The 23,817-nt window shown below is 44.7% G+C and carries 23 protein-coding genes; 22 read left to right on the top strand and 1 reads right to left on the bottom strand.

Features of this window, described 5'->3' with window-relative positions; all coding sequences use genetic code 11:
• Positions 1-121: 121 nt before the first annotated feature.
• The 6 genes from H580_RS0115535 to H580_RS0115510 all read left to right on the top strand — a co-directional run bounded on the left by H580_RS0115535 (position 122) and on the right by H580_RS0115510 (position 4,551).
• The gene (locus H580_RS0115535; protein WP_157282940.1) at positions 122-514 is read left to right on the top strand and encodes a hypothetical protein; all 393 of its coding nucleotides are present in this window, start codon (positions 122-124) and stop codon (positions 512-514) included.
• 139 nt (positions 515-653) lie between these two features.
• Complete coding sequence (locus tag H580_RS24465) at positions 654-1,316, top strand: ribonuclease HII (protein ID WP_084509276.1); 663 nt, start codon at positions 654-656, stop codon at positions 1,314-1,316.
• Positions 1,317-1,407: 91 nt separating this feature from the next.
• Complete coding sequence (locus H580_RS0115525) at positions 1,408-3,408, top strand: flagellar hook-length control protein FliK (RefSeq protein WP_028595595.1); 2,001 nt, start codon at positions 1,408-1,410, stop codon at positions 3,406-3,408.
• Positions 3,405-3,719 (top strand): EscU/YscU/HrcU family type III secretion system export apparatus switch protein, encoded by a 315-nt coding sequence (locus tag H580_RS0115520; RefSeq protein WP_028595594.1) that lies wholly within the window; start codon positions 3,405-3,407, stop codon positions 3,717-3,719. The genes H580_RS0115525 and H580_RS0115520 overlap by 4 nt, the downstream gene beginning before the upstream one ends.
• On the top strand, positions 3,712-4,119 hold the full coding sequence (locus tag H580_RS0115515) for a YraN family protein (protein ID WP_028595593.1): 408 nt from the start codon (positions 3,712-3,714) through the stop codon (positions 4,117-4,119). The genes H580_RS0115520 and H580_RS0115515 overlap by 8 nt, the downstream gene beginning before the upstream one ends.
• 231 nt (positions 4,120-4,350) lie before the next feature.
• Positions 4,351-4,551, top strand: a complete 201-nt coding sequence (locus tag H580_RS0115510; protein WP_028595592.1) for a hypothetical protein — start codon at positions 4,351-4,353, stop codon at positions 4,549-4,551.
• 368 nt (positions 4,552-4,919) lie between these two features.
• Here the strand turns inward: H580_RS0115510 and H580_RS0115505 are convergent, their stop codons facing one another.
• On the bottom strand, positions 4,920-6,467 hold the full coding sequence (locus H580_RS0115505; protein ID WP_028595591.1) for a YifB family Mg chelatase-like AAA ATPase: 1,548 nt from the start codon (positions 6,465-6,467) through the stop codon (positions 4,920-4,922).
• 477 nt (positions 6,468-6,944) lie between these two features.
• Between H580_RS0115505 and sucC the strand changes: the two genes are divergently transcribed.
• The 16 genes from sucC (at position 6,945) to H580_RS0115425 (ending at position 23,813) form a co-directional block, all read left to right on the top strand.
• Positions 6,945-8,105 (top strand): ADP-forming succinate--CoA ligase subunit beta, encoded by a 1,161-nt coding sequence (sucC, locus tag H580_RS0115500; protein ID WP_028595590.1) that lies wholly within the window; start codon positions 6,945-6,947, stop codon positions 8,103-8,105.
• A 26-nt stretch (positions 8,106-8,131) separates the two neighbouring features.
• The gene (sucD, locus tag H580_RS0115495) at positions 8,132-9,070 is read left to right on the top strand and encodes a succinate--CoA ligase subunit alpha (protein WP_028595589.1); all 939 of its coding nucleotides are present in this window, start codon (positions 8,132-8,134) and stop codon (positions 9,068-9,070) included.
• 304 nt (positions 9,071-9,374) lie between these two features.
• On the top strand, positions 9,375-10,493 hold the full coding sequence (gene dprA, locus H580_RS0115490; RefSeq protein WP_028595588.1) for a DNA-processing protein DprA: 1,119 nt from the start codon (positions 9,375-9,377) through the stop codon (positions 10,491-10,493).
• 62 nt (positions 10,494-10,555) lie between these two features.
• Positions 10,556-12,646 carry a type I DNA topoisomerase gene (topA, locus tag H580_RS0115485; protein ID WP_028595587.1) on the top strand — a complete coding sequence of 697 codons (2,091 nt, stop codon included), beginning with the start codon at positions 10,556-10,558 and terminating at the stop codon, positions 12,644-12,646.
• 50 nt (positions 12,647-12,696) lie between these two features.
• Positions 12,697-14,025: an FADH(2)-oxidizing methylenetetrahydrofolate--tRNA-(uracil(54)-C(5))-methyltransferase TrmFO gene (trmFO, locus tag H580_RS0115480; RefSeq protein ID WP_028595586.1), complete on the top strand. Its 1,329-nt coding sequence runs from the start codon at positions 12,697-12,699 to the stop codon at positions 14,023-14,025.
• A 69-nt stretch (positions 14,026-14,094) separates the two neighbouring features.
• The gene (hslV, locus tag H580_RS0115475) at positions 14,095-14,637 is read left to right on the top strand and encodes an ATP-dependent protease subunit HslV (RefSeq protein WP_028595585.1); all 543 of its coding nucleotides are present in this window, start codon (positions 14,095-14,097) and stop codon (positions 14,635-14,637) included.
• Positions 14,638-14,667: 30 nt separating this feature from the next.
• Positions 14,668-16,065: an ATP-dependent protease ATPase subunit HslU gene (gene hslU / locus H580_RS0115470; RefSeq protein ID WP_028595584.1), complete on the top strand. Its 1,398-nt coding sequence runs from the start codon at positions 14,668-14,670 to the stop codon at positions 16,063-16,065.
• Positions 16,066-16,361: 296 nt separating this feature from the next.
• Positions 16,362-16,766 carry a flagellar basal body rod protein FlgB gene (gene flgB, locus H580_RS0115465; protein ID WP_028595583.1) on the top strand — a complete coding sequence of 135 codons (405 nt, stop codon included), beginning with the start codon at positions 16,362-16,364 and terminating at the stop codon, positions 16,764-16,766.
• 3 nt (positions 16,767-16,769) lie between these two features.
• Positions 16,770-17,222 (top strand): flagellar basal body rod protein FlgC, encoded by a 453-nt coding sequence (gene flgC / locus H580_RS0115460; RefSeq protein WP_028595582.1) that lies wholly within the window; start codon positions 16,770-16,772, stop codon positions 17,220-17,222.
• A gap of 35 nt (positions 17,223-17,257) precedes the next feature.
• On the top strand, positions 17,258-17,563 hold the full coding sequence (fliE, locus tag H580_RS0115455) for a flagellar hook-basal body complex protein FliE (protein WP_028595581.1): 306 nt from the start codon (positions 17,258-17,260) through the stop codon (positions 17,561-17,563).
• Positions 17,564-17,603: 40 nt separating this feature from the next.
• Positions 17,604-19,196 carry a flagellar basal-body MS-ring/collar protein FliF gene (fliF, locus tag H580_RS0115450; RefSeq protein ID WP_028595580.1) on the top strand — a complete coding sequence of 531 codons (1,593 nt, stop codon included), beginning with the start codon at positions 17,604-17,606 and terminating at the stop codon, positions 19,194-19,196.
• 7 nt (positions 19,197-19,203) lie between these two features.
• Positions 19,204-20,217 (top strand): flagellar motor switch protein FliG, encoded by a 1,014-nt coding sequence (fliG, locus tag H580_RS0115445; RefSeq protein WP_028595579.1) that lies wholly within the window; start codon positions 19,204-19,206, stop codon positions 20,215-20,217.
• Positions 20,210-21,061, top strand: coding sequence for a FliH/SctL family protein (locus H580_RS0115440; protein WP_028595578.1), 852 nt, complete (start codon positions 20,210-20,212; stop codon positions 21,059-21,061). Before fliG ends, H580_RS0115440 begins: the two co-directional genes overlap by 8 nt.
• Entirely contained in the window at positions 21,051-22,388 is a 1,338-nt protein-coding gene (fliI, locus tag H580_RS0115435; protein ID WP_028595577.1) for a flagellar protein export ATPase FliI, read from the top strand. Before H580_RS0115440 ends, fliI begins: the two co-directional genes overlap by 11 nt.
• Before the next feature lie 3 nt (positions 22,389-22,391).
• Positions 22,392-22,838, top strand: coding sequence for a flagellar export protein FliJ (gene fliJ / locus H580_RS0115430; protein WP_028595576.1), 447 nt, complete (start codon positions 22,392-22,394; stop codon positions 22,836-22,838).
• Between the two features lie 51 nt (positions 22,839-22,889).
• On the top strand, positions 22,890-23,813 hold the full coding sequence (locus H580_RS0115425) for a MotE family protein (RefSeq protein ID WP_028595575.1): 924 nt from the start codon (positions 22,890-22,892) through the stop codon (positions 23,811-23,813).
• The last annotated feature ends 4 nt before the right edge of the window (positions 23,814-23,817 follow it).

Raw genomic sequence — 23,817 nt, 5'->3', positions numbered from 1 at the left:
GATTTGCGGCATAAAGGGGGGCGGATTGATGTTGAATCATTTTCATGTAGCATTTGTGGATAACCCTTGTTACTATCAAATAGGAATTCATTATAGACTTAGATGGTTAGGAGGATGTTGGGTGAAGAAAGTGCTCATCTATATGCTCTGGCTAATAGGAGCTATCGTATTTGTTTATTTTGGACATAAAGGTGTACGGATCATGAGTCAGTGGGCACAAAAAGGTGATTTCGTTGAATTGACAATCGTAGCAAAAGTGCTATTTTCAGCTTTAGGTGGAGCTTTGCTCGTCTGGATAGGTGGAGCAAGACGTAAAAAACCAACGAACTGGAAGTTGTTTTATGTGATTACGATGCCATGCTTGCTCATTGCTTTAGTGCCAATTATGTGGATGCATATACCGTTGGATTGGTCATGGTCGTATCCTTTGTATCATGATGAATATGTATACTACTTTGGGCTAGTTGCTGGTTATTCTTATTGCAGAGCATTATTTCGTTCTCAGGATCACTAAGCTCCAGCATGTGGAATGTTTGTGAGGGTTGAGTAGGCATGAGATTACATATACAATATAAGTCTGTAAATAGAGCGTTTTGTAGACACCGTTGGTTGGTGTTTTGTTCATAAGGTACAAATGGCAGGGGGAAACGATTGTGGGTGCGAAGCGATCGTCTGCGTCTGAAGCAGAGGTTATTGATCTGTTGGCTTTGGAGCGTGAAGCATGGTCGGCAGGCTATGAAGCGATAGCAGGTATTGATGAGGTGGGACGTGGCTGTTTATTTGGTGATGTGGTAGCAGCTGCGGTCATTTTGCCTCGTGATTGGCAGTTAGAGGGGATTAATGATTCTAAGAAACTGTCGGAGAAGAAGCGAGAAGCACTGTATGAGGATATTATTGCAAATGCTGTTGCGTGGTCAGTGGCGCATATGGATGCGAAAGCAATCGATGAGCTGAATATAAAGCAAGCAACCCGATTGGCGATGAAAATAGCTGTTGAGCAATTGAAAATTGCACCAGACATGCTATTTATCGATGCTGAAAAAATACAAGTAGAATTACCGCAAAAATCTCTTATTAAAGGTGACGCAACGAGTCAATCCATTGCAGCAGCATCCATTATTGCGAAGGTTACAAGAGATCGATTGTGTAGTAAGGAATGGAATGAGTTGTACCCTGAGTATGGAATAGCGGTACATAAGGGTTATGGAACAAAAGCGCATTATGCGGCGTTGGATGAGTATGGGCCGACAAAGATGCATCGCAGAACGTTTTTGAAGAAGTGGGAAGAGACGAAGACGCAGCTGACGTTGTTTTAAACAAGCTGCGTCTTTTGTATGTTCATTTATTATTTAAAGTATGTTTGCCGATATATAGGATAGTGATGCTGCAAGTATCGGAGGGTTATGATTGAATATATCACATTTGGTGCGAGGGATGACTGGGGAGGCGAAACCCGGAGACTCGCGAGCGTTAGAGCTTCGTTCTGGACAAGTTGTACGCGGTGTTGTAATGAGTGTATCGGAAAATGGACAAGAAGCAGTTGTTCAAATAAATGGTGTGCCGGTCAAAGCGGTGCTTGAAACGCCTATGCGCCCAGGTCAGACGACTTGGATGCAAGTACAAGGTCAACAAGAAGACGGGCTTATTATGTTAAAGCAGTCAGAAGCTCATTCTTCACAGCCACTGCCAACGATAGCAGATGCCCTTAAGCAAGCTGGGCTTCCCGACGAGCCTTGGGCACGTACGGTACTGCGTGATTTGCAGAAGAGTGGAATCCCGTTGACGAGAGAAACGATGGCGCAATTGTCAAAGGTAATGGCAATGAAGCCTGATGGTGTGGCAATGGATGAGTGGGTGCAAACGGCTGCGCTGGCTTTGAAGCGTAATTTGCCGCTGACTGCAGAGACGATGCGAGGTTTGCAGACTGTTCTATTTGGCAGACCGATGCATGATATGCTGACGCAGCTGACACGCAGCAGTGAAGCTTGGCTTCAATCATCAGCTTCTTCTGGATCGTCTGCGTTGACAGGTGCTGTAAAAGATGCACTTGCGCTTGTTCGTACGCTGGTAGCTATGATGCCGAATCCTACAAATAGTGGGGATATGATGGAGAATGGCGGCAGTTCGGCACGTGGTGGACATCCTTCGGCATCTGCTGGAACAACGGTTCCTCTTACTACGTCTTCGAATGGTAATGCGGGCAGTGGTACACAGATTGGGTCTCAGCCAGCTAGTGTTTCACCATCTTCGAGTGCGGCGCAGACAGGCGCGGGTGCTGGTGCAGCCCAAAGTGCGGCTCAAGGTACAGCTCAAGGTACAGCGAATGGTTCGGCAGCGGGGGGAGTTCCTCAAGCAGGAGCGGGAGCCAATGCTGCAAGTGGTCCCGCTGCGGCTGCCACTGGTGGCGTGGCGGGCAGTGCAGCTCCTGCGATGCCAACTGGCGCAGGAGCTGCTGGCAACGCCCAGCCAGCTGAAGCTGGGCTGGCTGGGCGGCAAGCTGCGGGATCCACACCTACAGGTGATGGTGCGGATCCCGCAGCACAGCGCCCGATCAGCGCTCCATCTAATGGAGGCGCGCTGATCGGGCGCATGTTGACGCTGCTCGGCGTATCGCACGAGCAGCAAGTGCAGCGCGCGCTGCTGCATAGCGCAGCAGGCGCGGCACAGGCGGCGCCGCAGGCAGATGCGCCGCCTGCGAGCGCGAGCGGCACAACCGCACCACAGCAGCAGGCTGCGCCTGCAGGTGCGGACAGCGCTCGCGCTGGCGTGCCTATGGCACGCCTAGGGGCGGAGGCCGCGCAAGCAGCAGCGGCTTCTGCCCCATTGCCAGCGGCAGCTGCAGCGCAGGGCGCCGCTCCGGCTGCCGCGACAGAGTCGCTGAAGAGCGCGCTGCTTCAGCTTCTCCAACACGAGCAGCTGCCGCCAGCCGTAAGGGATGCGGCCCAGCAGCTCGTGCAAAATATAACGGGACAGCAGCTGCTCTTAACGAGCGATCGGTCATTGCCATTCGCACATGTTACCTTGCACGTCCCGTTTGTGACGCCTGATGGGCGTCAAACAGCAGCTGTGCATATTCAAGCTCGCCAAGGCCGCAAGGGCGAGCTTGATGCAGACAATTGCCGCTTGTGGTTTGACTTGGATCTGAAAGCACTCGGACATACGGTTGTCGACGTCAACGTGGTCGACAAGCTCGTTGCCTTGAATATTCACCATCCGAGTGAGCAGGTGCAAGAAGCGCTGCAAGGCTATCGTGAAGAAATTGATCAAGCTCTTGTAGGTATCGGCTATCAATTGTCCGCATTTCGCGTGCAGGCGCCTCCTGAGAAGCAAGCTGATACAGCGGAAGTAAATCGTACGCTTGATTCGTATTCACCAACTCCATATAAAGGGGTGGATCTGCGCATATGAGTCGCAAGTCATCTACATCAGCTCCGCAAAAACGGGGCAAGGCGGTTGCGCTTTCTTATGAACCTGGACAAGCTACAGCTCCTGTTGTCGTTGCCAAAGGGCAAGGACTACTAGCAGAGCGCATCGTAGCTACAGCTGTCGAAAATGGTGTCCCGATTCAAGAGGATGCTTCACTCGTTGAAGTTCTTTCTAAGCTTGATCTGGATCAGCAGATTCCTGCTGAGTTGTATCAGCTTGTAGCTGAAGTGCTCACATTTGTTTATCGTTCTGATCAACGTGCGGCGAAGGGATGGGTGCGAGCGGATGACTGAGCGGAAACAACCGTCGACTAGAGGTGTTCAAAGAAACCGTCGTGAAATAGGTAAACATGCGGAGCAGCAAGCAGAGCAGCATATCACGCAAATGGGTTGGACGGTAGTCGAGCGTAATTGGCGCTGTCGTCGGGGAGAATTGGATTTGATTGCCCGGGACGGCGAGTGGTGGGTGTTCATTGAAGTTCGAAGTCGTACGGAAGGCGGTTCGTTCGGCACTGCTCGGGAAGCGATAGATGTTCGAAAACAGCAGCAAGTGAGAGCTATAGTCGAACAGTATATTCATCGGAATCGTCTGTATGAAGCCAAGATGCGGTGTGATGCTATTATTATTACGTATCCCAAGCAAGGGGATGGAGATACAGTACTGGGACTAGAGCATATTGAACATGCATTTTAAATATAGTTCTAGTTCTGACACTTATCAGAGGTTCTATAGATAGAGATATGAAGTATGAACTGCGAAGCGTGAACTGGAATGATAAACTGGAAGGTATGAATTGTGAAGTATGAACTGCAATGATAAACTGTGATGTATGATCTGTAAAGAGTCAATTACAATACGTTAGGCGGCTATGATTTAATCTTTTGTTCGGTCTGTTCAATGTGAAAAGTAGCAGGAGACGGTCATGTGCTGCTGTCAACATACATTCTTTTGAATACGAATACGCCGCTATTGACAGCATGTATGGTTGCTGTTGCTAGCGGCGTATTTTCAAAATTAGCTTGGTTTAAAGTAGAGGAGTATATTGAATCGCAAAATAACAGCAGCTTGATTGCTGAATCAACATATTATGCATATCGTTCTAGTTGTTATATCTATTCTCTGTGAAAACTCAATCTAAGTTTAAGCTTCGTGTTCGCGTGTTCATGTATTATCCGCATTTCATTTTTCAAATAGGTAGACTACCTCTAACGGGCGCTGTTGACGTTACTTGCGCTGTATCGCCCATTTTAAAAAGGTAACGGGTGTAGATGAGCTTAATTTAGCCAAACTGAAGCACATACTTACTCTTTCTGTCGAATAAGCGCTGTGACACCCGTTACTATTCAAAACTCGTCCATTTTAACAAAATAGGTTCTACTGCACTCGTTAGAGTGATTACGATAGCCGTAGTATTCAGGTTGTCTAAAGTACAAACCCGCTGGCTCTATTACTACACCAGAATTACGCTTACATACATGAACGTTTGAAATACATTATGCAGGTCTATCAAGTTTGCGATAGCTGATCGCCTCTGCTAAATGTCCGATTTCGATCTGTTCGCAATCTTCTAAATCTGCAATCGTTCGTGCGAGCTTGAGGATGCGATCGTGAGCACGAATGCTTAGCCCAAGCTCATCATACACCTGTTGAAGCATAGTAGATGACGCTGTAGAAAGGGCGCAATACTGCTGGAGCCAAGAACCTCTTAATTCACTGTTGAACCGTAGTGGCAAATGACGATAGCGGTGCAGCTGTCTTTCATGAGCTAGCATGACCTGTTCCCGCAATTGAACGGAATCGATCACTTTGTTATTGGTGTTGTTCAATGAGATACGAGGCACTTCTAGCTGCATATCAATTCGATCTAACAAGGGCCCTGATAGGCGCGCGCGATAATGATGCAGGCGTGCGGGTGTGCAAATGCATATAGAGTGTTCAGTGGCTTGATAATGGCCGCAAGGACAAGGATTCATACTAGCAGCCAGCATAAAATGCGCAGGGAAGCGATAGACGGCTCGTGTGCGGCTAATTGTAACATGCCGATCCTCGAGCGGTTGTCGCAGCACTTCTAACGTCTGACGCGGGAATTCGGGAAGTTCGTCTAAAAACAATACACCTCGATGAGCGAGACTAATCTCACCGGGCTTAGGAATGCTTCCTCCGCCAATTAATCCAGCAGGAGAAATGGAATGATGGGGAGCACGGAAAGGTCTCATTTGAATCAATCCTGTTGATGATTGCTCCCATTTGCCAGAAACACTGTACAGCTTGGACACTTCCAATGCTTCGTCTTCTGATAACGGCGGCAATATTGTCGGGAGGCGTCGTATAAGCATCGTTTTGCCCGTCCCAGGAGGACCGCTAAGCAAAATGTTGTGCATGCCAGCAGCGGCAACAGTCATTGCTCGTTTGGCATGTTCTTGACCACGAACCTCCGCATAGTCTTCATGCCCGTCGTCCGGTAATCCGACTTTGGTCATGGATGGTGAGTAGGATAAATGAGGGGAGAACAAAAGACTGGACAAGCTGCCAGCGCTGTCTGTCACCTGTCGAATTTGTGCCAATGTAGATAGGCTATACACCTCTATTCCACTTACCAATACAGCTTCAGGTGCGTTGTCACTTGGAACGAGTACTTGTGTAATGCCTTGTCTTCTCGCCTCATCAACTAAAGATAATATTCCTGGGATTGGGCGTGTCGTTCCGTCTAAGGCTAATTCACCAGCCACTAGCATATTTCGAAAAGGGGATAAATCGAGTTGCCCACTAGTACCAAGGATACCAATTGCCATAGCCAAGTCGTAAGACGTACCTTCTTTACGCAGATCAGCGGGAGCTAAATTGATTGTTATGCGCTCCAAAGGAAATTTCCAGCCGCAATTGCGTACTGAACTTCGGACTCGATCGATAGATTCCCTCACTGCTGCATCAGGTAAGCCTACTACTGCGACATGCGGTAATCCTGAAGAAATGTCAAACTCCATTTGAATCATACGACCTTCGACTCCATATACAGCTGCACTCCATATGCTTCCATACATAATAAAAACACCTCTTCTTTCACATTCCGAATAGTAGTAAAGGAATGCGCAAGAAAGGTGCTTCCTTATCCAAGCGCGAATAATCTCAATTTGTGATATATTATATGGAAGAAACACATTTTTCGTCAACTAGCTGATAGATTTTTACTAGTTTTGGTGCGAATAGCTACTGAGAACGTATGCTAAAAGAACTAAAAAAAGGGATCTATCTCATTGAGAGATGAATTTGATATCAAACAAATGTGTATTTTGTAATAATTATGGTAGGAAAGCGCTTTAAAAACATGTTACAATGTGTTCGGATTGGTTGGAATTACCGTCCATTCCTTGACATGCACTTGTATTATTATTGCAGCAGACCTTAGTATTAACCGTTCCTCTGTTAACGACACAGTTGTCGAAATATGCAAGGAGCATTAGCTTGGCTGCATAAGCATTATCATTCTAACCCATACGATTCGGATAGGGGGATGCACAATGAATATCCATGAATATCAAGGCAAAGAAGTATTAAAACAATACGGCGTTGCTGTACCGAGTGGTAAAGTTGCGTTCAGCGTGGATGAGGCCGTGCAAGCTGCAGAAGAACTAGGTACATCGGTAGTTGTTGTTAAGGCTCAGATACATGCAGGGGGCCGTGGTAAAGCAGGCGGTGTTAAAGTTGCGAAGAGCCTAGATGAAGTTCGTGCTTATGCTAGCGAAATACTAGGTAAAGTGCTTGTTACACATCAGACTGGCCCTGAAGGTAAGGAAGTTAAGCGTCTCTTAATAGAGCAAGGCTGTGATATTAAGAAAGAATACTATATCGGTATCGTAGTAGACCGTGCGACAGGCCGCGTCGTTATGATGGGTTCTGAAGAAGGCGGTATGGACATTGAAGAGGTAGCTGAACATACACCTGAAAAAATCATTAAAGTTGTGGTTGATCCAGCTGTAGGACTTCAAATGTTCCAAGCACGTAAATTGGCTTATGATATCAATATCCCAGGAGAGCTTGTGAACAAAGCAGTGAAGTTCATGTTGGCTCTGTACCAAGCTTTCGTAGATAAAGATTGCTCTATCGCAGAGATCAACCCTCTAGTTGTTACTGGCGACGGACAAGTTATGGCATTGGATGCGAAGTTGAACTTCGATTCCAACGCATTGTATCGCCATAAAGATATTTTAGAGTATCGTGATCTTGATGAAGAAGATGAGAAAGAAATCGAAGCTTCCAAATATGATTTGAGCTACATTGCACTAGACGGCAACATTGGCTGTATGGTTAATGGTGCAGGACTTGCAATGTCCACAATGGATATTATTAAGTATTATGGCGGCGAACCGGCTAACTTCCTTGATGTTGGGGGCGGTGCGACGACTGAGAAGGTTACAGAAGCGTTCAAGATCATTTTGTCTGATCCGAATGTTAAAGGTATTTTCGTTAATATCTTCGGCGGCATTATGCGTTGTGATGTTATTGCGAACGGTGTTGTTGAAGCGGCGAAGCAAGTTGGCTTGAGCCGTCCACTAGTCGTACGCTTGGAAGGTACGAACGTTGAGATTGGTAAACGCATCTTGAACGAATCCGGCCTGAACATTGTAGCAGCGGATTCCATGGCTGACGGAGCGCAAAAAATTGTCGCTTTGGTTCAATAATCTGGCGAACGAGAGGTGGATGTGCGATGAGTATCTTAATTAACAAAGAAACCAAAGTCATTACACAAGGAATTACGGGCGCTACAGGACTATTCCATGCGAAGGGCGCTCTTGAATATGGTACACAAATGGTCGGCGGTGTAACACCAGGTAAAGGTGGTACAACGGTGGACATTACGCTTGAAAACGGTAAGGAAGTTAAACTTCCTGTATACAACACAGTTGTAGAAGCTAAGCAACAGACAGGCGCTACAGCTAGTGTTATTTACGTAGCTCCTCCATTCGCTGCAGATGCAATTATGGAAGCAGTAGATGCGGACCTGGATCTCGTTATTTGTATTACAGAAGGAATTCCTGTTCTTGATATGGTAAAAGTGAAGCGCTATATGGAAGGCAAACGTACGGTTCTTATCGGACCGAACTGTCCAGGCGTAATCACACCAGGCGAGTGCAAAATTGGCATCATGCCTGGATACATCCATGCACCAGGTCATGTTGGTGTTGTATCCCGTAGTGGAACTTTGACTTATGAGGCTGTTCATCAGTTGACAACACGCGGTATTGGGCAGTCTTCTGCTGTTGGTATCGGTGGTGACCCCGTTAAAGGTTCTGAGTTCATCGATATTTTGAGTCGTTTCAATGATGACCCTGAAACATATGCGGTTATTATGATCGGTGAAATCGGTGGTACAGCTGAAGAAGAAGCGGCAGAGTGGGTTAAAGCTAACATGAAGAAACCTGTTGTTGGTTTCATTGGTGGTGCAACAGCGCCTCCAGGGAAACGCATGGGACATGCTGGAGCAATTATTTCTGGCGGCAAAGGAACAGCTGCTGAAAAAATCGCTGTACTTGAAGCGTGTGGTATCCAAGTAGCGCCTACACCTTCCGAGATGGGATCTACGTTGGTTCGTGTCCTTGAAGAGAAGGGTATGTTGAAAGACTGCATTACGCATCAACACGCATAATTAAATATCGTAGTTAAACAAGGTAAGCAACCTTTTGCACATTCGTGTGAGAGGTTGCTTTTTTTTATGCATTACGTCGATTGAGGGGATAAACATGTAATGTTTGAAATTTTATTTTACAACTGAAAAGAGGAGAAGTATTGACTGGCACTCAAATTTGTAGGTGTCGTATAAGGGATTTGTAGGAAATATTGAAAAGTTGAGATATCCGTATGTAAACGTATACTTGCATTCTGTCTTAAGGTAAAGCAAAATAAGGGGAGCGGTTGACGAGCTTCCTTCATCTGTAAGAGGAGGAAAGAAGATGAGTCGAATGTGGAGAATTCAAGATTGTTTGTTTGGCCTGCATCAAATTAAGGGTGTAGGGTGGCATACGATCGACACCTGCATCAAACTGCTTGGTTGCGAGCAATTGTCTGCATGGCTTGATCGACCAGGCGCAGAATGGGTAGATGCAGGATTTAAACCTGCTTATGCACAGCGCCTCGCAGGAGGGTACACGACAAGTCATTTGCAAAAAAGGTTAGAGTTGACGTATAAATCGGGTATAGATTGGATTACGATGTATGATGAAAGCTACCCTGAATGTTTGAAAGAAATTCATGAGCCACCTTGGGTGTTGTATGGCCGTGGATCATGGTCGGTGGCAGAGCTATATTCCATTGCTATGGTAGGCACACGAAACCCAACTGTCTATGGTAAAACGGTGGCAAAGTCTTTATCTTCACAATTGACAGAGCAAGGATTAGTCGTTGTTAGCGGGCTCGCACGCGGCATTGATGCAGCGAGTCATGAAGGAGCGCTCAATAAAGGGCAAACGATAGCCGTACTCGGTACGAGCTGTGACGCGATTTATCCGGCTCAGCACAATCATTTAGCAGATAAAATAGCAGCTTCTGGCTTGGTCATATCCGAATATCCGTTAGGAACTCCAGGGCATCCTGGAATGTTTCCGCGACGCAACCGTATTATTGCTGGACTTAGTTTAGGAACAGTCGTTGTTGAAGCTGCCGTTAGAAGTGGGGCGCTTATTACAGCGCAGTTTGCGCTAGAAGCATCGCGAGATATATTCGCAGTACCAGGCCCTGTTACTTCGCCTAAATCAGCAGGGACATTCGAATTGTTGAAGCAAGGGGCTAAACCGGTTGCAACGGCAGGGGATATTGTGGAAGAATACGTTCACCTGTTGACAAGCCTGCCTCAGTCATACAATAATGAAACGGTCGTAGATGTGAAAGCTAATGAATGGCTGAATGACATGGAGCAATTACTATTTCATATCATTAGTGGGCAAGACTGTTCACTTGATGAGCTATTTCAGCAGAGTGGTATGCCATTTGCGGATTTGCATCAGCATTTGTTATCCTTGCAAATAAAGAAACGTATTTATGAACATCAGCCTGGAGTGTATCGTTCAATATGAATGATTATTCTCTAGGAATTATAGGATAGTATTGATTGGTTGTCGGAGAGGAGGATGCGCCTATGGCAGATTCACTAGTTATTGTAGAATCACCAACTAAGGCCAAATCCATTGGCAAGTACTTAGGTAGTAAATATATTGTTAAAGCATCAATGGGCCATGTGCGTGATTTGCCGAAGAGTCAGATTGGAGTAGAAGTGGATAACAACTTCAATCCCAAATATATTACGATCCGTGGCAAAGGCTCTGTTCTTAAGGAACTAAGAGATGCACGCAAAAAAGTAAAAAAAGTTTATCTCGCGGCTGACCCCGATCGCGAAGGAGAAGCAATCGCATGGCATCTTGCTCATGTATTGGAATTGGATGAAGCAGAGCCATGTCGAGTTGTTTTCAATGAGATAACGAAGCAAGCGGTGAAGGATGCGTTTAAGACACCGCGTCAAATTAATATGGACCTCGTGCATGCACAGCAAGCGAGACGTATCCTTGACCGTTTGGTCGGTTACAAAATTAGTCCATTGCTTTGGAAAAAGGTGAAAAAGGGGTTGTCTGCTGGACGTGTCCAATCCGTAGCAGTCAAACTCATAATGGACCGCGAGAATGAAATTAACATGTTTGTCCCAGAGGAATACTGGACCATAACAGCGATGCTGAAGAGTGACAAATCTCCGATTGAAGCAAAGTTCCACAGCATGAACGGAGAGAAGAAGGAACTGGGCTCTCAGGCTGATGTATCTGCAATTATGGATGCTATCGGGAAGCAGGCTTTTGAAGTAAAAGAAGTGAAGGAGAAAGAACGTCTACGTCATCCTTCGCCACCATTTACAACGAGTTCCTTGCAGCAAGAGGCAGCCCGCAAATTGAATTTCCGTGCTGGTAAGACGATGTCTGTGGCACAGCAATTATATGAAGGGGTTGACTTAGGTAAAGAGGGTACCGTTGGTCTTATTACGTATATGCGTACAGATTCGACGCGTGTTTCTCCAGTTGCCCAAGAAGAAGCGGGTACTTACTTGAGTGAAAAGTTCGGAGCAGATTACGTACCAGAAACACCACGTCAATATGCTAAGAAAGCTGCAAATGCACAAGATGCGCATGAGGCGATTCGACCTACCTCTGTTCTTCGTGATCCTGAAACGTTGAAGCCTTTCTTGTCCCGCGACCAGCTTCGCTTGTATAAGCTTATCTGGGAACGGTTCGTAGCGAGCCAAATGACATCTGCTGTTATGGATACAATGACAGTGGATTTGCTGGCTGGAGGAGCTTTGTTCCGCGCAAATGGTTCCAAGGTACGCTTCCCAGGCTTTATGAAGGTTTACGTAGAAGGAAACGATGATGGTACAGTAGAAACGGATAAGCTGCTTCCACCATTAACGGTTGGAGACAAATTGCAACAGGAAGCTATCGAGCCTAAGCAGCACTTTACACAGCCTCCGCCGCGATATACGGAAGCGCGTATGATTAAGACGCTTGAAGAGCTCGGCATAGGCCGACCTAGTACGTATTCTCCTACGTTGGAGACGATTCAGAAGCGTGGCTATGTGGCAATTGAGGAGAAGAAGTTTGTTCCGACAGAGCTTGGTGAGTTGGTCATTCAACAAATGGAAGAATTCTTCCCCGAAATTCTTGATGCAGAATTTACAGCACATATGGAAGAAGATCTCGACCAAGTAGAAGATGGCCATCAGCAGTGGGATAAAGTACTAAGCAATTTCTATGAATCATTTGAGAAGCGACTGGAAGTTGCTGAAGAAGAAATGAAAGAAATAGAAATTGAAGATGAAGTATCCGATGAAATATGTGAAAAATGTGGTAGACATTTCGTGTATAAGATTGGCAGATTCGGCAAGTTTCTTGCTTGCTCAGGTTTCCCTGATTGCCGTAATGCGAAGCCGATTGTTAAAGATACAGGTGTAGCGTGTCCAACTTGCCACGAAGGTAAGCTCGTGGAGCGTCGAAGCAAGAAAGGACGCGTATTTTACGGTTGCGATCGTTATCCAGAATGTGACCACGTAATGTGGGATAAACCATCTTCGAAGCCATGTCCAAGCTGTGGCAAGTTAATGGTGGAGAAACGTTCCAAGCAAGGGACGAAGCTGCAATGTACGCAGTGTGAACATAACGAAGTGTTACAAGAATCAGAAGAAGAATAGTTGAATCGTTACAGATACAGTTTGTAACAATGGAGAGGGGTACATCATAGATGGATAAGCCGAGAGTAACCGTCATTGGTGCCGGCTTAGCGGGCAGTGAAGCGGCATGGCAAATAGCACAGCAGGGGGTCCCTGTTACTTTATACGAGATGAGACCGGTGCGTAAGACACCAGCTCATCACACCGATCAATTTGCAGAGCTTGTTTGTTCTAATAGCTTGCGAGCAAATGGCTTGACAAATGCAGTAGGTGTTATTAAAGAAGAAATGCGCATGATGAATTCTTTAGTACTTCAAGCTGCTGATAAGCATGCTGTTCCAGCTGGTGGAGCCTTAGCGGTAGACCGTGACGGCTTCTCTGGTGAAATTACAGAGACACTCAAAAATCATCCTTTAATTGAAGTACGTAATGAAGAGATGGAGTCTATTCCATTGGATGGGATTACTGTCATTGCTACAGGTCCTTTGACTTCGCCAGCTTTGTCCCAGCAAATTAAAGACTTGATGGGTGAGGAATATTTCTATTTCTATGATGCAGCTGCGCCTATTATTGACAAAGACAGTATCGACATGGACAAAGTATATCTTGCATCCCGCTACGATAAGGGCGAGGCAGCCTATTTGAACTGTCCCATGACAGAAGAGGAATTCAATGCATTCTATGAGGCCTTGATTACGGCTGAGAAGGCAGAGCTGAAAGAGTTCGAAAAGGAAATTTACTTCGAAGGTTGCATGCCGATTGAAGTTATGATGAAACGAGGCAAACAAACGGCTCTGTTCGGACCTATGAAGCCAGTAGGGCTTCCTGATCCAAAGACGGGCAAAATTCCATTTGCAGTTATTCAACTTCGTCAAGATAATGCAGCAGGCACGCTGTACAATATGGTCGGCTTCCAGACTCATTTGAAATGGGGAGAGCAGAAGCGTGTATTCCGTATGATTCCAGGTCTTGAGAACGCTGAAATTGTACGCTATGGTGTTATGCATCGCAACACGTTCATTAACTCTCCAAAGTTGTTGGAGCCAACTTATCAGTTTAAAGGCCGTCCGTCGTTGTTCTTTGCTGGACAGATGACTGGTGTTGAAGGTTATGTAGAGTCCGCAGCATCTGGTATGATTGCAGGCTTGAACGCCGCTAGATTAGCGCTAGGAAAAGAGTGTGTAACGCTACCGAAAGAATCTGCACTAGGAAGTATGGCACAATATATTACGACTGCAGATTCGAAGCATTTCCAGCCAATGAATGCGAACTTTGGTTTGTTCCCTGCGCTTGAAACACGTATTCGTAATAAAAAAGATAAAAATGACGCGCTTGCACAACGAGCGTTGGAATCGATTCGTATCTTTAAAGAAGAGCTTGAAACGATTCATTCATCATAACGTATATAGAAACAGCAGGATATCCTGCTGTTTCTTTTCGATATTCCCATACGAAAGGTGGTTCCTCCGATGGAAATGCAGTTTCATGCGACAACAATATGTGCTGTAAGGCATAATGGGCAAGGCGCCATTGCAGGCGATGGACAGGTAACATTCGGCAATAGTATGGTCATGAAGCAGCATGCTCGAAAAGTGCGTCGACTATATCGAGGTCAAGTATTGGCAGGTTTCGCCGGTTCAGTTGCGGACGCAATCACTTTGTTCGAGAAGTTCGAAGGGAAGCTGGAAGAACATCATGGTCATTTACAGCGTGCCGCTGTTGAGCTTGCTAAAGATTGGCGACAAGATCGAGTTCTTCGTAAGCTGGAGGCGCTCATGATCGTTATGGATAAACAACATATGCTGCTCATTTCAGGCGGTGGAGAAATTATAGAGCCCGATGATGGTATTGTGGCAATTGGTTCTGGGGGCAGCTTCGCCTTGTCAGCAGCGCGTGCTTTGAAACGGCATGCTGTTGATATGACGGCAAAAGAAATGGCCGAGGCGGCTCTTCATATTGCAAGTGAAATATGCGTATATACAAATGATAACCTTGTTGTGGAAGAATGCTAAAACAGCAATAGCAGAAATGGAGGATAAATGATGAGTGAGCAAGCGTGGACACCCAGACAGATTGTAAACGAACTTGATAAATATATTGTTGGTCAAAAAAAAGCAAAGCGCTCCGTGGCTATTGCATTACGCAATCGTTATCGTAGAAGCTTGTTGGATGAAAATATTCAAGATGAAATCGTTCCAAAAAACATTTTGATGATCGGACCTACCGGAGTTGGTAAGACTGAGATAGCACGCCGTCTAGCTAAGCTTGTAAAGGCTCCGTTTGTCAAAGTGGAAGCTACGAAGTTTACAGAGGTAGGATACGTCGGTCGTGATGTGGAGTCAATGGTTCGTGATCTGATTGAAACGGCTATACGGATGGTCAAAAATGAACGGACAGAGAAGGTAAAAGAGAAAGCAGAAGAGCAGGCGAATGAGCGTTTAGTAGAAATTCTTGTTCCTTCTGCGGCTCAATCTTCTCAACAACGAAATCCGTTCGAAATGTTATTTGGACAAAATAATGGATCGGCTAACAAGTCGGAACCGGAACCGGACCCAACGCTGGATGAGAGACGTCGTAAAACACGCTTTGAATTATTGTCAGGCAAATTAGAGCAAGATGTTGTAGAAATTGATGTGGAAGAAGCAGCACCTAACATGTTGGATATGTTCTCTGGCCCAGGACAGGAACAAATGGGTATGAACATGCAGGAGATGCTAGGGAGCCTGCTGCCGAAGCGGACGAAGAAACGGAAGTTAGCAATTAAAGAAGCTCGTAAAGTTCTTACGCAAGAGGAAGCGGCTAAATTAATCGATATGGATGATGTGATTCAAGAGTCGATTCGTCGTGCAGAACAGTCGGGCATTATTTTTATCGATGAAATTGACAAAATTGCATCCAGCAGTCGCGGAACTGGACCTGATGTATCACGCGAAGGGGTGCAGCGAGATATTTTGCCAATCGTTGAGGGCTCAACGATTATGACCAAGTACGGCTCTGTAAAAACAGATTATATTTTGTTTATGGCTGCAGGAGCGTTTCATATTGCTAAGCCGTCTGATTTGATTCCTGAATTGCAGGGGCGTTTTCCGATTCGGGTGGAATTAACGAGCTTATCCACCGACGATTTTGTGTCTATTCTTACAGAACCGAAGAATGCATTGACAAAGCAGTATGTGGAGCTACTGAGAACGGAACAGCTTGACCTTGAATTTTCTTCAGACGCAATTCGTGAAATAGCTAATATTGCCTATGCCGTCAATCAGAACATGGAGAATATCGGAGCTAGAAGATTGCATACAATTATGGAAAAATTATTGGAAGATTTATCCTTCGAAGCTCCAGAATTAAACTTAGGACAATTTGTAATTACTCCAGAATATGTACGGGAAAAGCTTACTGATATTTCAAAAGATCGAGATTTAAGCCAATACATTCTTTAGTAGTGAAAAATTGTATTTAAATAATGATAATTTCCCAAAAATTGTCCTATCTTTCGTGCGAAAGATAGGGCTTTTTTCATATTGTCATTTTCGACAAATTTTAAGATGATAAAGATGTTTCGATATATGAACGAATGTAATATTATGAAAAACATGCTCGAATGATGAAAGATATTAAAATGTTACAGGTAACACTGTCTCATTTTTTTATTTTTTTGTCGAAACTTTGCAGGATAATAGCAAGACATGTAGAACTACGATACAAAGGAAAATGTGTAGAATGCGAGGTTAAGTGCATGAATTTAATGGGAGGTTCACACGTTCAGCGCTTAGAAGGTGCTATACAGGCCTCAGTATTGAGACAAAACGTTATTGCGAACAACGTTGCAAATGCTGATACCCCTCACTTTAAGCGTTCCGAGGTTCAATTTGAATCATTGCTTCGTGACCAGCTTAGCAACAACAAGCTCAGAGGTAGACGAACTCATGAGAAGCATATGTACATTGGACCTAGATCCGGGGTACCTCAAGCCTCGCTCGTCCAGGACCAGCATAGTGTGATGGGGAACAACAAGAACAATGTGGATATGGAACATGAGATGACATTACAGGCTGAGAATCAGCTTCGTTATTATACTTATGTTCAGCAGCTCAACCATCATATCAACATGATGAAAACGGCTATTGATGCAAGGAGGTAATAAATAATGATAGGCAGCAGTTTTCAAATCAGTGCTTCAGGCCTAACTGCCCAACGATTGCGAATGGATGTTATTTCTGCAAACATTGCCAACGCTGAATCGACTCGTGCTCAATATGTGAATGGGCAGTTCGTGCCATACCGCCGTAAAATGGTTGCAATGTCACCAACAGAACCTACTTTTCAACAATCATTGAACGCAGCTATGAATGGACAATCTATTCCTCGTGGCGTAAAAGTCACTCAAATTAAAGCAGATGAAACTCCATTTAAGCGAGTCTATCAGCCAACACATCCTGATGCAGATGCACAAGGCTATGTATCCTTGCCAAATGTGGATATTGCAAAAGAAATGGTAGATATGATCTCTGCTACACGCTCCTATGAGGCTAATGTCACGGCCCTGAATGCTTCCAAGTCAATGATAATGAAAGCACTAGAGATCGGTAGAGGCTAATATGCAGCAAGCGATAATTGACTAGGAGGACCACCATGATTCATAATTCGATTTCACCTGTGCAAACAGGCTCAATCTCAGGAATGAGCAATGTGATTAAACCAACATCTCCAGCTGAAGTAACAGAATCCTTCAACTCATTCCTTACAGACGCAATTGCAAATTTAGAGCAACAAGAAAAACAAGTACATAATGTAAATGACAAGTTCCTAATAGGTGAGGCCAGTGTCGATCAGGTCATGATTACCTCGGAACGTGCGCTTCTCAACTTGCAACTAACAACTCAAGTCCGCAACAAGGTGATCGAAGCGTATCAAGAGATCATGCGCATACAATTGTAATGTCGTGATGTCTTACACAGTATTGGTGGGGTGACGAGGTGTGAATGAAAAAATTGGCCAGTACAGGGAGAGAGCTACCCAGTATTGGAATCAGTACAGCAAGAAGCAGAAGTTGCTTCTAGGATCAACATTTATCATTTTACTTTTAGCTATTGGAATCGTTACATATCAGTTATCTAAGACAGAATACTCACTAGCTTTTAAAGATTTGAATTCTAGTGATGCTGCAGGAATTATTGAGTACTTAAATACGAACAGCATTCCCTATCAACTAAGCGCTGATGGTGCATCTATTTCTGTCCCAGCAGCTATGGCAGCAAAAGCAAAGGTTGATGTGGGCGCACAAGGTATCGTCCAGAATGGTTCTCTCGGCTTTGACTCCTTCTCTCCAGACGGAATGATGGGCGGAATGACCGATAACGTATTCGATGTTCGTTACAAAGATGCGCTAAACGGTGAAGTAGAGCGCTTGTTAAGACAGATGGAAGGCATCCAGGATGCACAAGTTCTTATTAATTTGCCGCAAGAAACCGTATTTATGGAAGCAGAGAAGCCGCAAGCTTCTGCATCAATTGTATTGAAGTTCAAACCAGGCTATGTGCCGGATCAAAAAGTAATAGACGGATATTTTAATCTAGTAAGTACAGCCGTACCTAACTTAGAGATCGACAATATAAGCATGATGACAGGGAATAGTCCACTGTACGCATCAAGCTCAAGTAATGGTGTAAATGGTTCATTCCTTGGCACAGTTGATGATCAACTGGCTGTACAACGCAGATACGAACGTGAACTAAGTGATAAGGTTCGCATGTTCTTATCCAGCTTTGTAGGTCCTGACAAGGTTAATGTATTAATCTCTTCCAATCTCAACTTCGATATTCAAACAGAAGAGCATAACGAAGTTAAGCCAGTTGACGAAGAGAATATGAAAGGTATCGAGATCAGCGTCGAAGAACTTCAAGAATCGTTTAATGGCAGCGGTGCTGGAGAAGGTGGAGTTGCAGGTGTTGGCGATGGTGAAGTTCCAAATTATCCAGGCGACACTAACAGTGGTCAAACACAATCCGAAAAATCACAGCGTACAGTCAACTATGAAGTAACGCGTATTAAAAAAGCGATACAATCTAGTCCATATGCTGTAACAGATTTAACCATTCATGCAGCAGTTGAATCACAGCTTACTGATGCACAGCGAGATTCTATTGAAAAAGTTCTTAAGTCTATCGTTGCTGCTCAGCTTCAGACAACAGCTACGAAAAATAACGTTACTATTACAGACGATGTATTGGAGCAAAAAGTTTCTGTCATTGCACAAAATGAGACTAACGTAGCGGTAACAGCTGAGTCTGGAATCCCGACATGGGTATGGTATGGGGCTGGAGTCCTCTTATTATTACTTGTGGGCGGTGGAATCGCATTTGCTGTAATGCGCAAGCGGAAGCGCCAAGAAGAGGAATATGAACTCGATGATGTGCAATTTATTCCGACAAATATCGAGCTTCCTTCTATCGATTTGGAACATGTTACAAGTGAGCACCAAGTGCGCAAGCAGTTGGAAGCTCTAGCTAAGAAAAAGCCAGAAGAGTTTGTGAACTTGCTACGAACTTGGCTACTAGATGATTCGAGGTGAGCAGATAATGGCTAGAGGTTCAGTTGGTTTGACAGGTAAACAAAAAGCAGCGATTCTGCTCATATCATTAGGGCCGGAAGTGTCAGCACAAATTTTTAAGCATCTACGCGACGACGAGATCGAGCAATTGACATTGGAAATTGCGAACGTTCGTAAAGTAGATACACCTGAAAAAGAGCAGGTTCTAAGCGAGTTTCATCAGATTTGCTTAGCTCAAGAGTACATTTCTCAAGGCGGTATTAATTATGCGAAAGAGATTTTAGAGAAAGCGTTAGGCTCCTCTAAAGCTATCGATATTATTAATCGCTTGACAGCAACACTGCAGGTGAGACCATTTGACTTTGCTCGCAAAGCAGACGCACTGCAAATTTTGAACTTTATTCAAAATGAAAGTGCTCAAACGATTGCATTGGTATTGTCATATTTGCAAACGGAGCAGTCTTCTCAGATCCTGTCTTCGTTGGCTCCAGAAAAACAGGCAGATGTAGCACGCCGTATTGCCTTAATGGACAGCACTACACCTGAAGTAATCAGTCAAGTCGAGTCTGTCTTGGAACAGAAGTTGTCTGCGACAGTTACACAGGATTACACAAGTGCGGGCGGCATCGAGTCGATTGTAAACATTTTGAATGGTGTAGACCGCGGTACAGAACGTACCATCTTGGATTCGCTTGAAATTCAAGATCCTGAGCTTGCAGAAGAAATTAAGAAACGGATGTTTGTATTCGAAGATATTGTTAACATCGACAATCGTTCGATTCAACGTATTATCCGTGATCTCGATAACGGTGATTTACAACTTGCTCTTAAAGTGGCAAGCGAAGATGTACGCAATGCTGTATTCCGCAATATGTCGAAGCGTATGGCGGATACATTCAGAGAAGAAATGGAATTTATGGGCCCAGTGCGGCTGCGTGACGTGGAGGAAGCTCAGACTCGTATCGTGGCAATTATTCGTCGCCTAGAAGAATCTGGAGAGATCATTATCGCACGTGGCGGAGGAGACGATATCATTGTCTAATGTGATCAAACCTTCTCACTATGTTCCAGTAGAACAGCTTCGCCTGCTTGAAGCAGTGCGTAAACATCAGCAGCTGCAGCAAGAAGAAACTGCAGCTGCTAAAACAGAAGAAGAATGGAATGCAGAGCGCGTATTGGCTCGTGATGAGCAGTTGGCTCATTTGCGCCGTACGATACTGGATGATGCGCAAACATTGGCAGAGGATCAAGTTCGTCATGCAACAGCTGAGGCAGAGCAATTAATTGAGCAGACTCAAGCCCAGATTGAAGCATGGTGGAATGAGCGTCGGAGTGAGGATGATGTTTTGCGTGATGAGATTAGAATGCAAGCACTATCAACCGGATATGCAGAGGGATACGAGAAGGCTGAGGCAGCTGTGCAAGAAGTTTATGCCAGCAAAGTAGCAGAATCAGCAACGATCCTTGAACAAGCGTATCAGCTCAAAGAACAGATCATTCAAGAAGCCGAGCCATTTGTCGTGTCACTCAGCTGTATGATTGCTGAAAAAATAATGAATGAGCAGATTGCGGTTGAGCCAGAGCGAATTGTGGATATGATTCGTAGACAATTATCACGCAAACGTGAATCTGGAACGATTACATTATGTGTTTCAGCGGAGCATTTCAACACGCTTCATGCAGCGAGAGAAGAACTGAGTCTATCGATAGACTCGCAGGCAGAACTGCAAATTATACCAGACGCAACGGTTAAAGATCACGGATGTGTGATCCGCTCAGCACTTGGTAGCATTGATGCGAGAATTGATACGCAGCTAGCAGAGATAAAGAAAGCACTCTTGCAAGTGGCGCATCAACAAGAGGAGAGAAGCGATAATGACATCTAATACCCATTATCGTTGGAATCTAGAAAAGTATAAGGAACGCTTAGAACATGTTGATTCCGTTCGTGTAAACGGAAAAGTTACTCAAGTAATTGGTTTGACCGTTGAATCGGAGGGGCCAGATGCAAGCATCGGAGAGGTATGTTATATCTATCCGAGCAAAGGTCGAACTCCTTTAAAGGCTGAAGTTGTTGGGTTTCGTGACAATAAAGTTCTCTTAATGCCATTAGGAGAATTGGACGATATTGGTCCAGGTTGTGACGTTGTAGGTACGGGGAAGCCGCTTACGGTGCAAGTAGGCTCTGAGTTACTTGGAAAAGTGCTCAATGGATTAGGAGAGCCTTTGGATGGCTCCTACTTACCAACGAGAATGAAGCCCTATTCTACTTCTAACAGCCCAGCTAATCCATTGAAACGATTGCGTGTAGAAGAACCTATTGGTGTAGGCGTAAGAGCGATTGATGGCTTGCTCACAATAGGCAACGGTCAGCGTGTAGGGATATTTGCCGGATCAGGTGTTGGGAAAAGTACGCTTTTAGGGATGATTGCTCGTAATACAGCAGCGGATGTGAACGTTATTGCCTTAATTGGTGAGCGTGGTCGAGAAGTACTGGAATTCATTGAACGTGACCTAGGACCTGAGGGGCTCGCGCGTTCCGTTGTTATTGTTGCTACTTCAGATCAACCAGCATTGGTACGGATTAAAGGAGCGGTCATTGCTACGACAATCGCGGAGTATTTCCGAGATAGAGGCATGAATGTCATGCTGATGATGGATTCTGTAACTCGATATGCGATGGCCATGCGTGAAGTTGGACTTGCAATTGGTGAGCCACCAGCAACACGAGGCTATACACCATCTGTGTTTGCCAATTTGCCGAAGCTATTGGAACGAAGTGGTACAGGAACACATGGTTCCATTACTGCCTTTTATACCGTTCTCGTCGATGGTGATGATATGAACGAACCAATTGCCGATGCTGTACGAGGCATATTAGATGGGCATATTGTACTGAATCGAAGTATTGCCCATAAAGGACATTTCCCGGCTATTGATGTGCTTGCCAGCGTAAGTCGAGTCATGAAGGATATCGTGAGTGAAGAACATCAACTGGCAGCAGAACAGCTTAAGCGTCTGTTGGCCGTATATCGCGAATCAGAAGATTTGATTAATATAGGGGCTTATCAACATGGTTCGAATCCAGCTATTGATGAAGCCATTGCTTCTATTGAAGCGATTAATGATTTTACTAAGCAGCGTATACACGAGCACCCTGATTATCAGGAAACGATTGAACGATTGAAGATGCAATTCACAAGGAGTGAGTAATAGGTGAAGGGTTTCCAGTATCCTTTTCAAAAGGTACTCGATCTAAAGACAAACACGAAGAAGCAGGCAGAATGGATGTTGTCGCAAGCAATTGGTGAACTTCAAGCAGAAGAAGATTCATTGTCTCGTGTTAAGAAAGAACGTCATGACGCGACTATTACTTTGCAGGAGCTGGTAAACGCGTGTGCACCTGTTCATGAGCTTCAAATGTGGCAGCATCACATCTTACATTTGGATGAGAAGCTAATCGTTCACTATCAACGTGTCAAGCAGGCGGAAGGTGTCGTATCGACGAAACAAAGTGCCCTGCACCAGTGCATGTCCGATGAGAAACTTTGGGTTAAAGCTCGTGAAAAAGCAGAACAGCAATTTAAGCTTCAGGTTTCATTGATGGAGCAGAATGAACTCGACGAGATGGCTACTGTGCGATATTTTATGGCTTCTCGTTAATGTAAAGATTATCTAACATCTATACCCGCCGCACAAGCAGGAGGGATAACAATGGCGCAAGAGATGTACGAAGAAAAAACGTCTTATTCAGGATTTGAACGCTTTTTGTTTATCATTACACCGATCGTATTCACGGTTATTCTATTAGGTGTATTGTTGACACTGTTCAATGTAGATTGGCGCAACAATATTTTAAACTGGGCAGAGGACATACCTGTTATCAATAAGCTTTTGCCTGAATCAGACAAGAAGGAATCAGCTGGAGAAGCAGACAGTAAGAAGGATGAAGACAAAGATTCTTCTCCATCAGATCCCTCAGCAGAAGAGCAAATAGCTGATTTGAAGGAGTTGCTCGCTTCTAAGGATAAGGATTTGCGAGTTTTGGCTGACAAGCGCCAAGCTCTTGAATCAGAAGTTAAGGATTTAAAGAAACAAGTTAATGAGTTCAAACAACAGAATGAGAACTCGGACAAAGACAGTTATACAAAACAAATTAAAGAGCTTGCCTCTATGTATGGCAAAATGATGCCTAGCAAAGCAGCGCCGATTATGGAAAATTGGGCGCCTGAAGAAGTGAGTCTCATTATGAGTGAGATGAAAGAAGAACAGCGCGTTAAAATTTTGGAGAAAATGAATCCAAAAGTAGCTGCTGATGTGAGCATGATACTTAAAGACAGCAAGTCCTCTGAAAATCAACAAATTGCAGCTTTACAAGCAAGGTTGAAGAAGCAGCAAGTGCAAGAAAAGTCTCACACAGGTTTGGATAAAACAGAGTTATCTAAGACATTTGCTAGCATGACGCCACAGAGTGGTGCTGAAGTGCTGTTAGAAACGGCGAAGGTGAGTCCAACGAAGGCATTGGCAGTATTGAATACAGTGGATAATAACGTACGCTCTAAACTGTTGGATGCGATGACAAAGATTGATAAAGAAGCGACTGCTAAGCTTGTTGCTAAGCTTCTTCCTAATCAGTAGAAGT

Source organism: Paenibacillus assamensis DSM 18201, assembly GCF_000422445.1.
Taxonomy (GTDB): domain Bacteria; phylum Bacillota; class Bacilli; order Paenibacillales; family Paenibacillaceae; genus Paenibacillus_B; species Paenibacillus_B assamensis.
The sequence above is the reverse complement of the archived record's forward strand: the minus strand, read 5'-3'. Positions and strand labels throughout refer to the sequence as shown.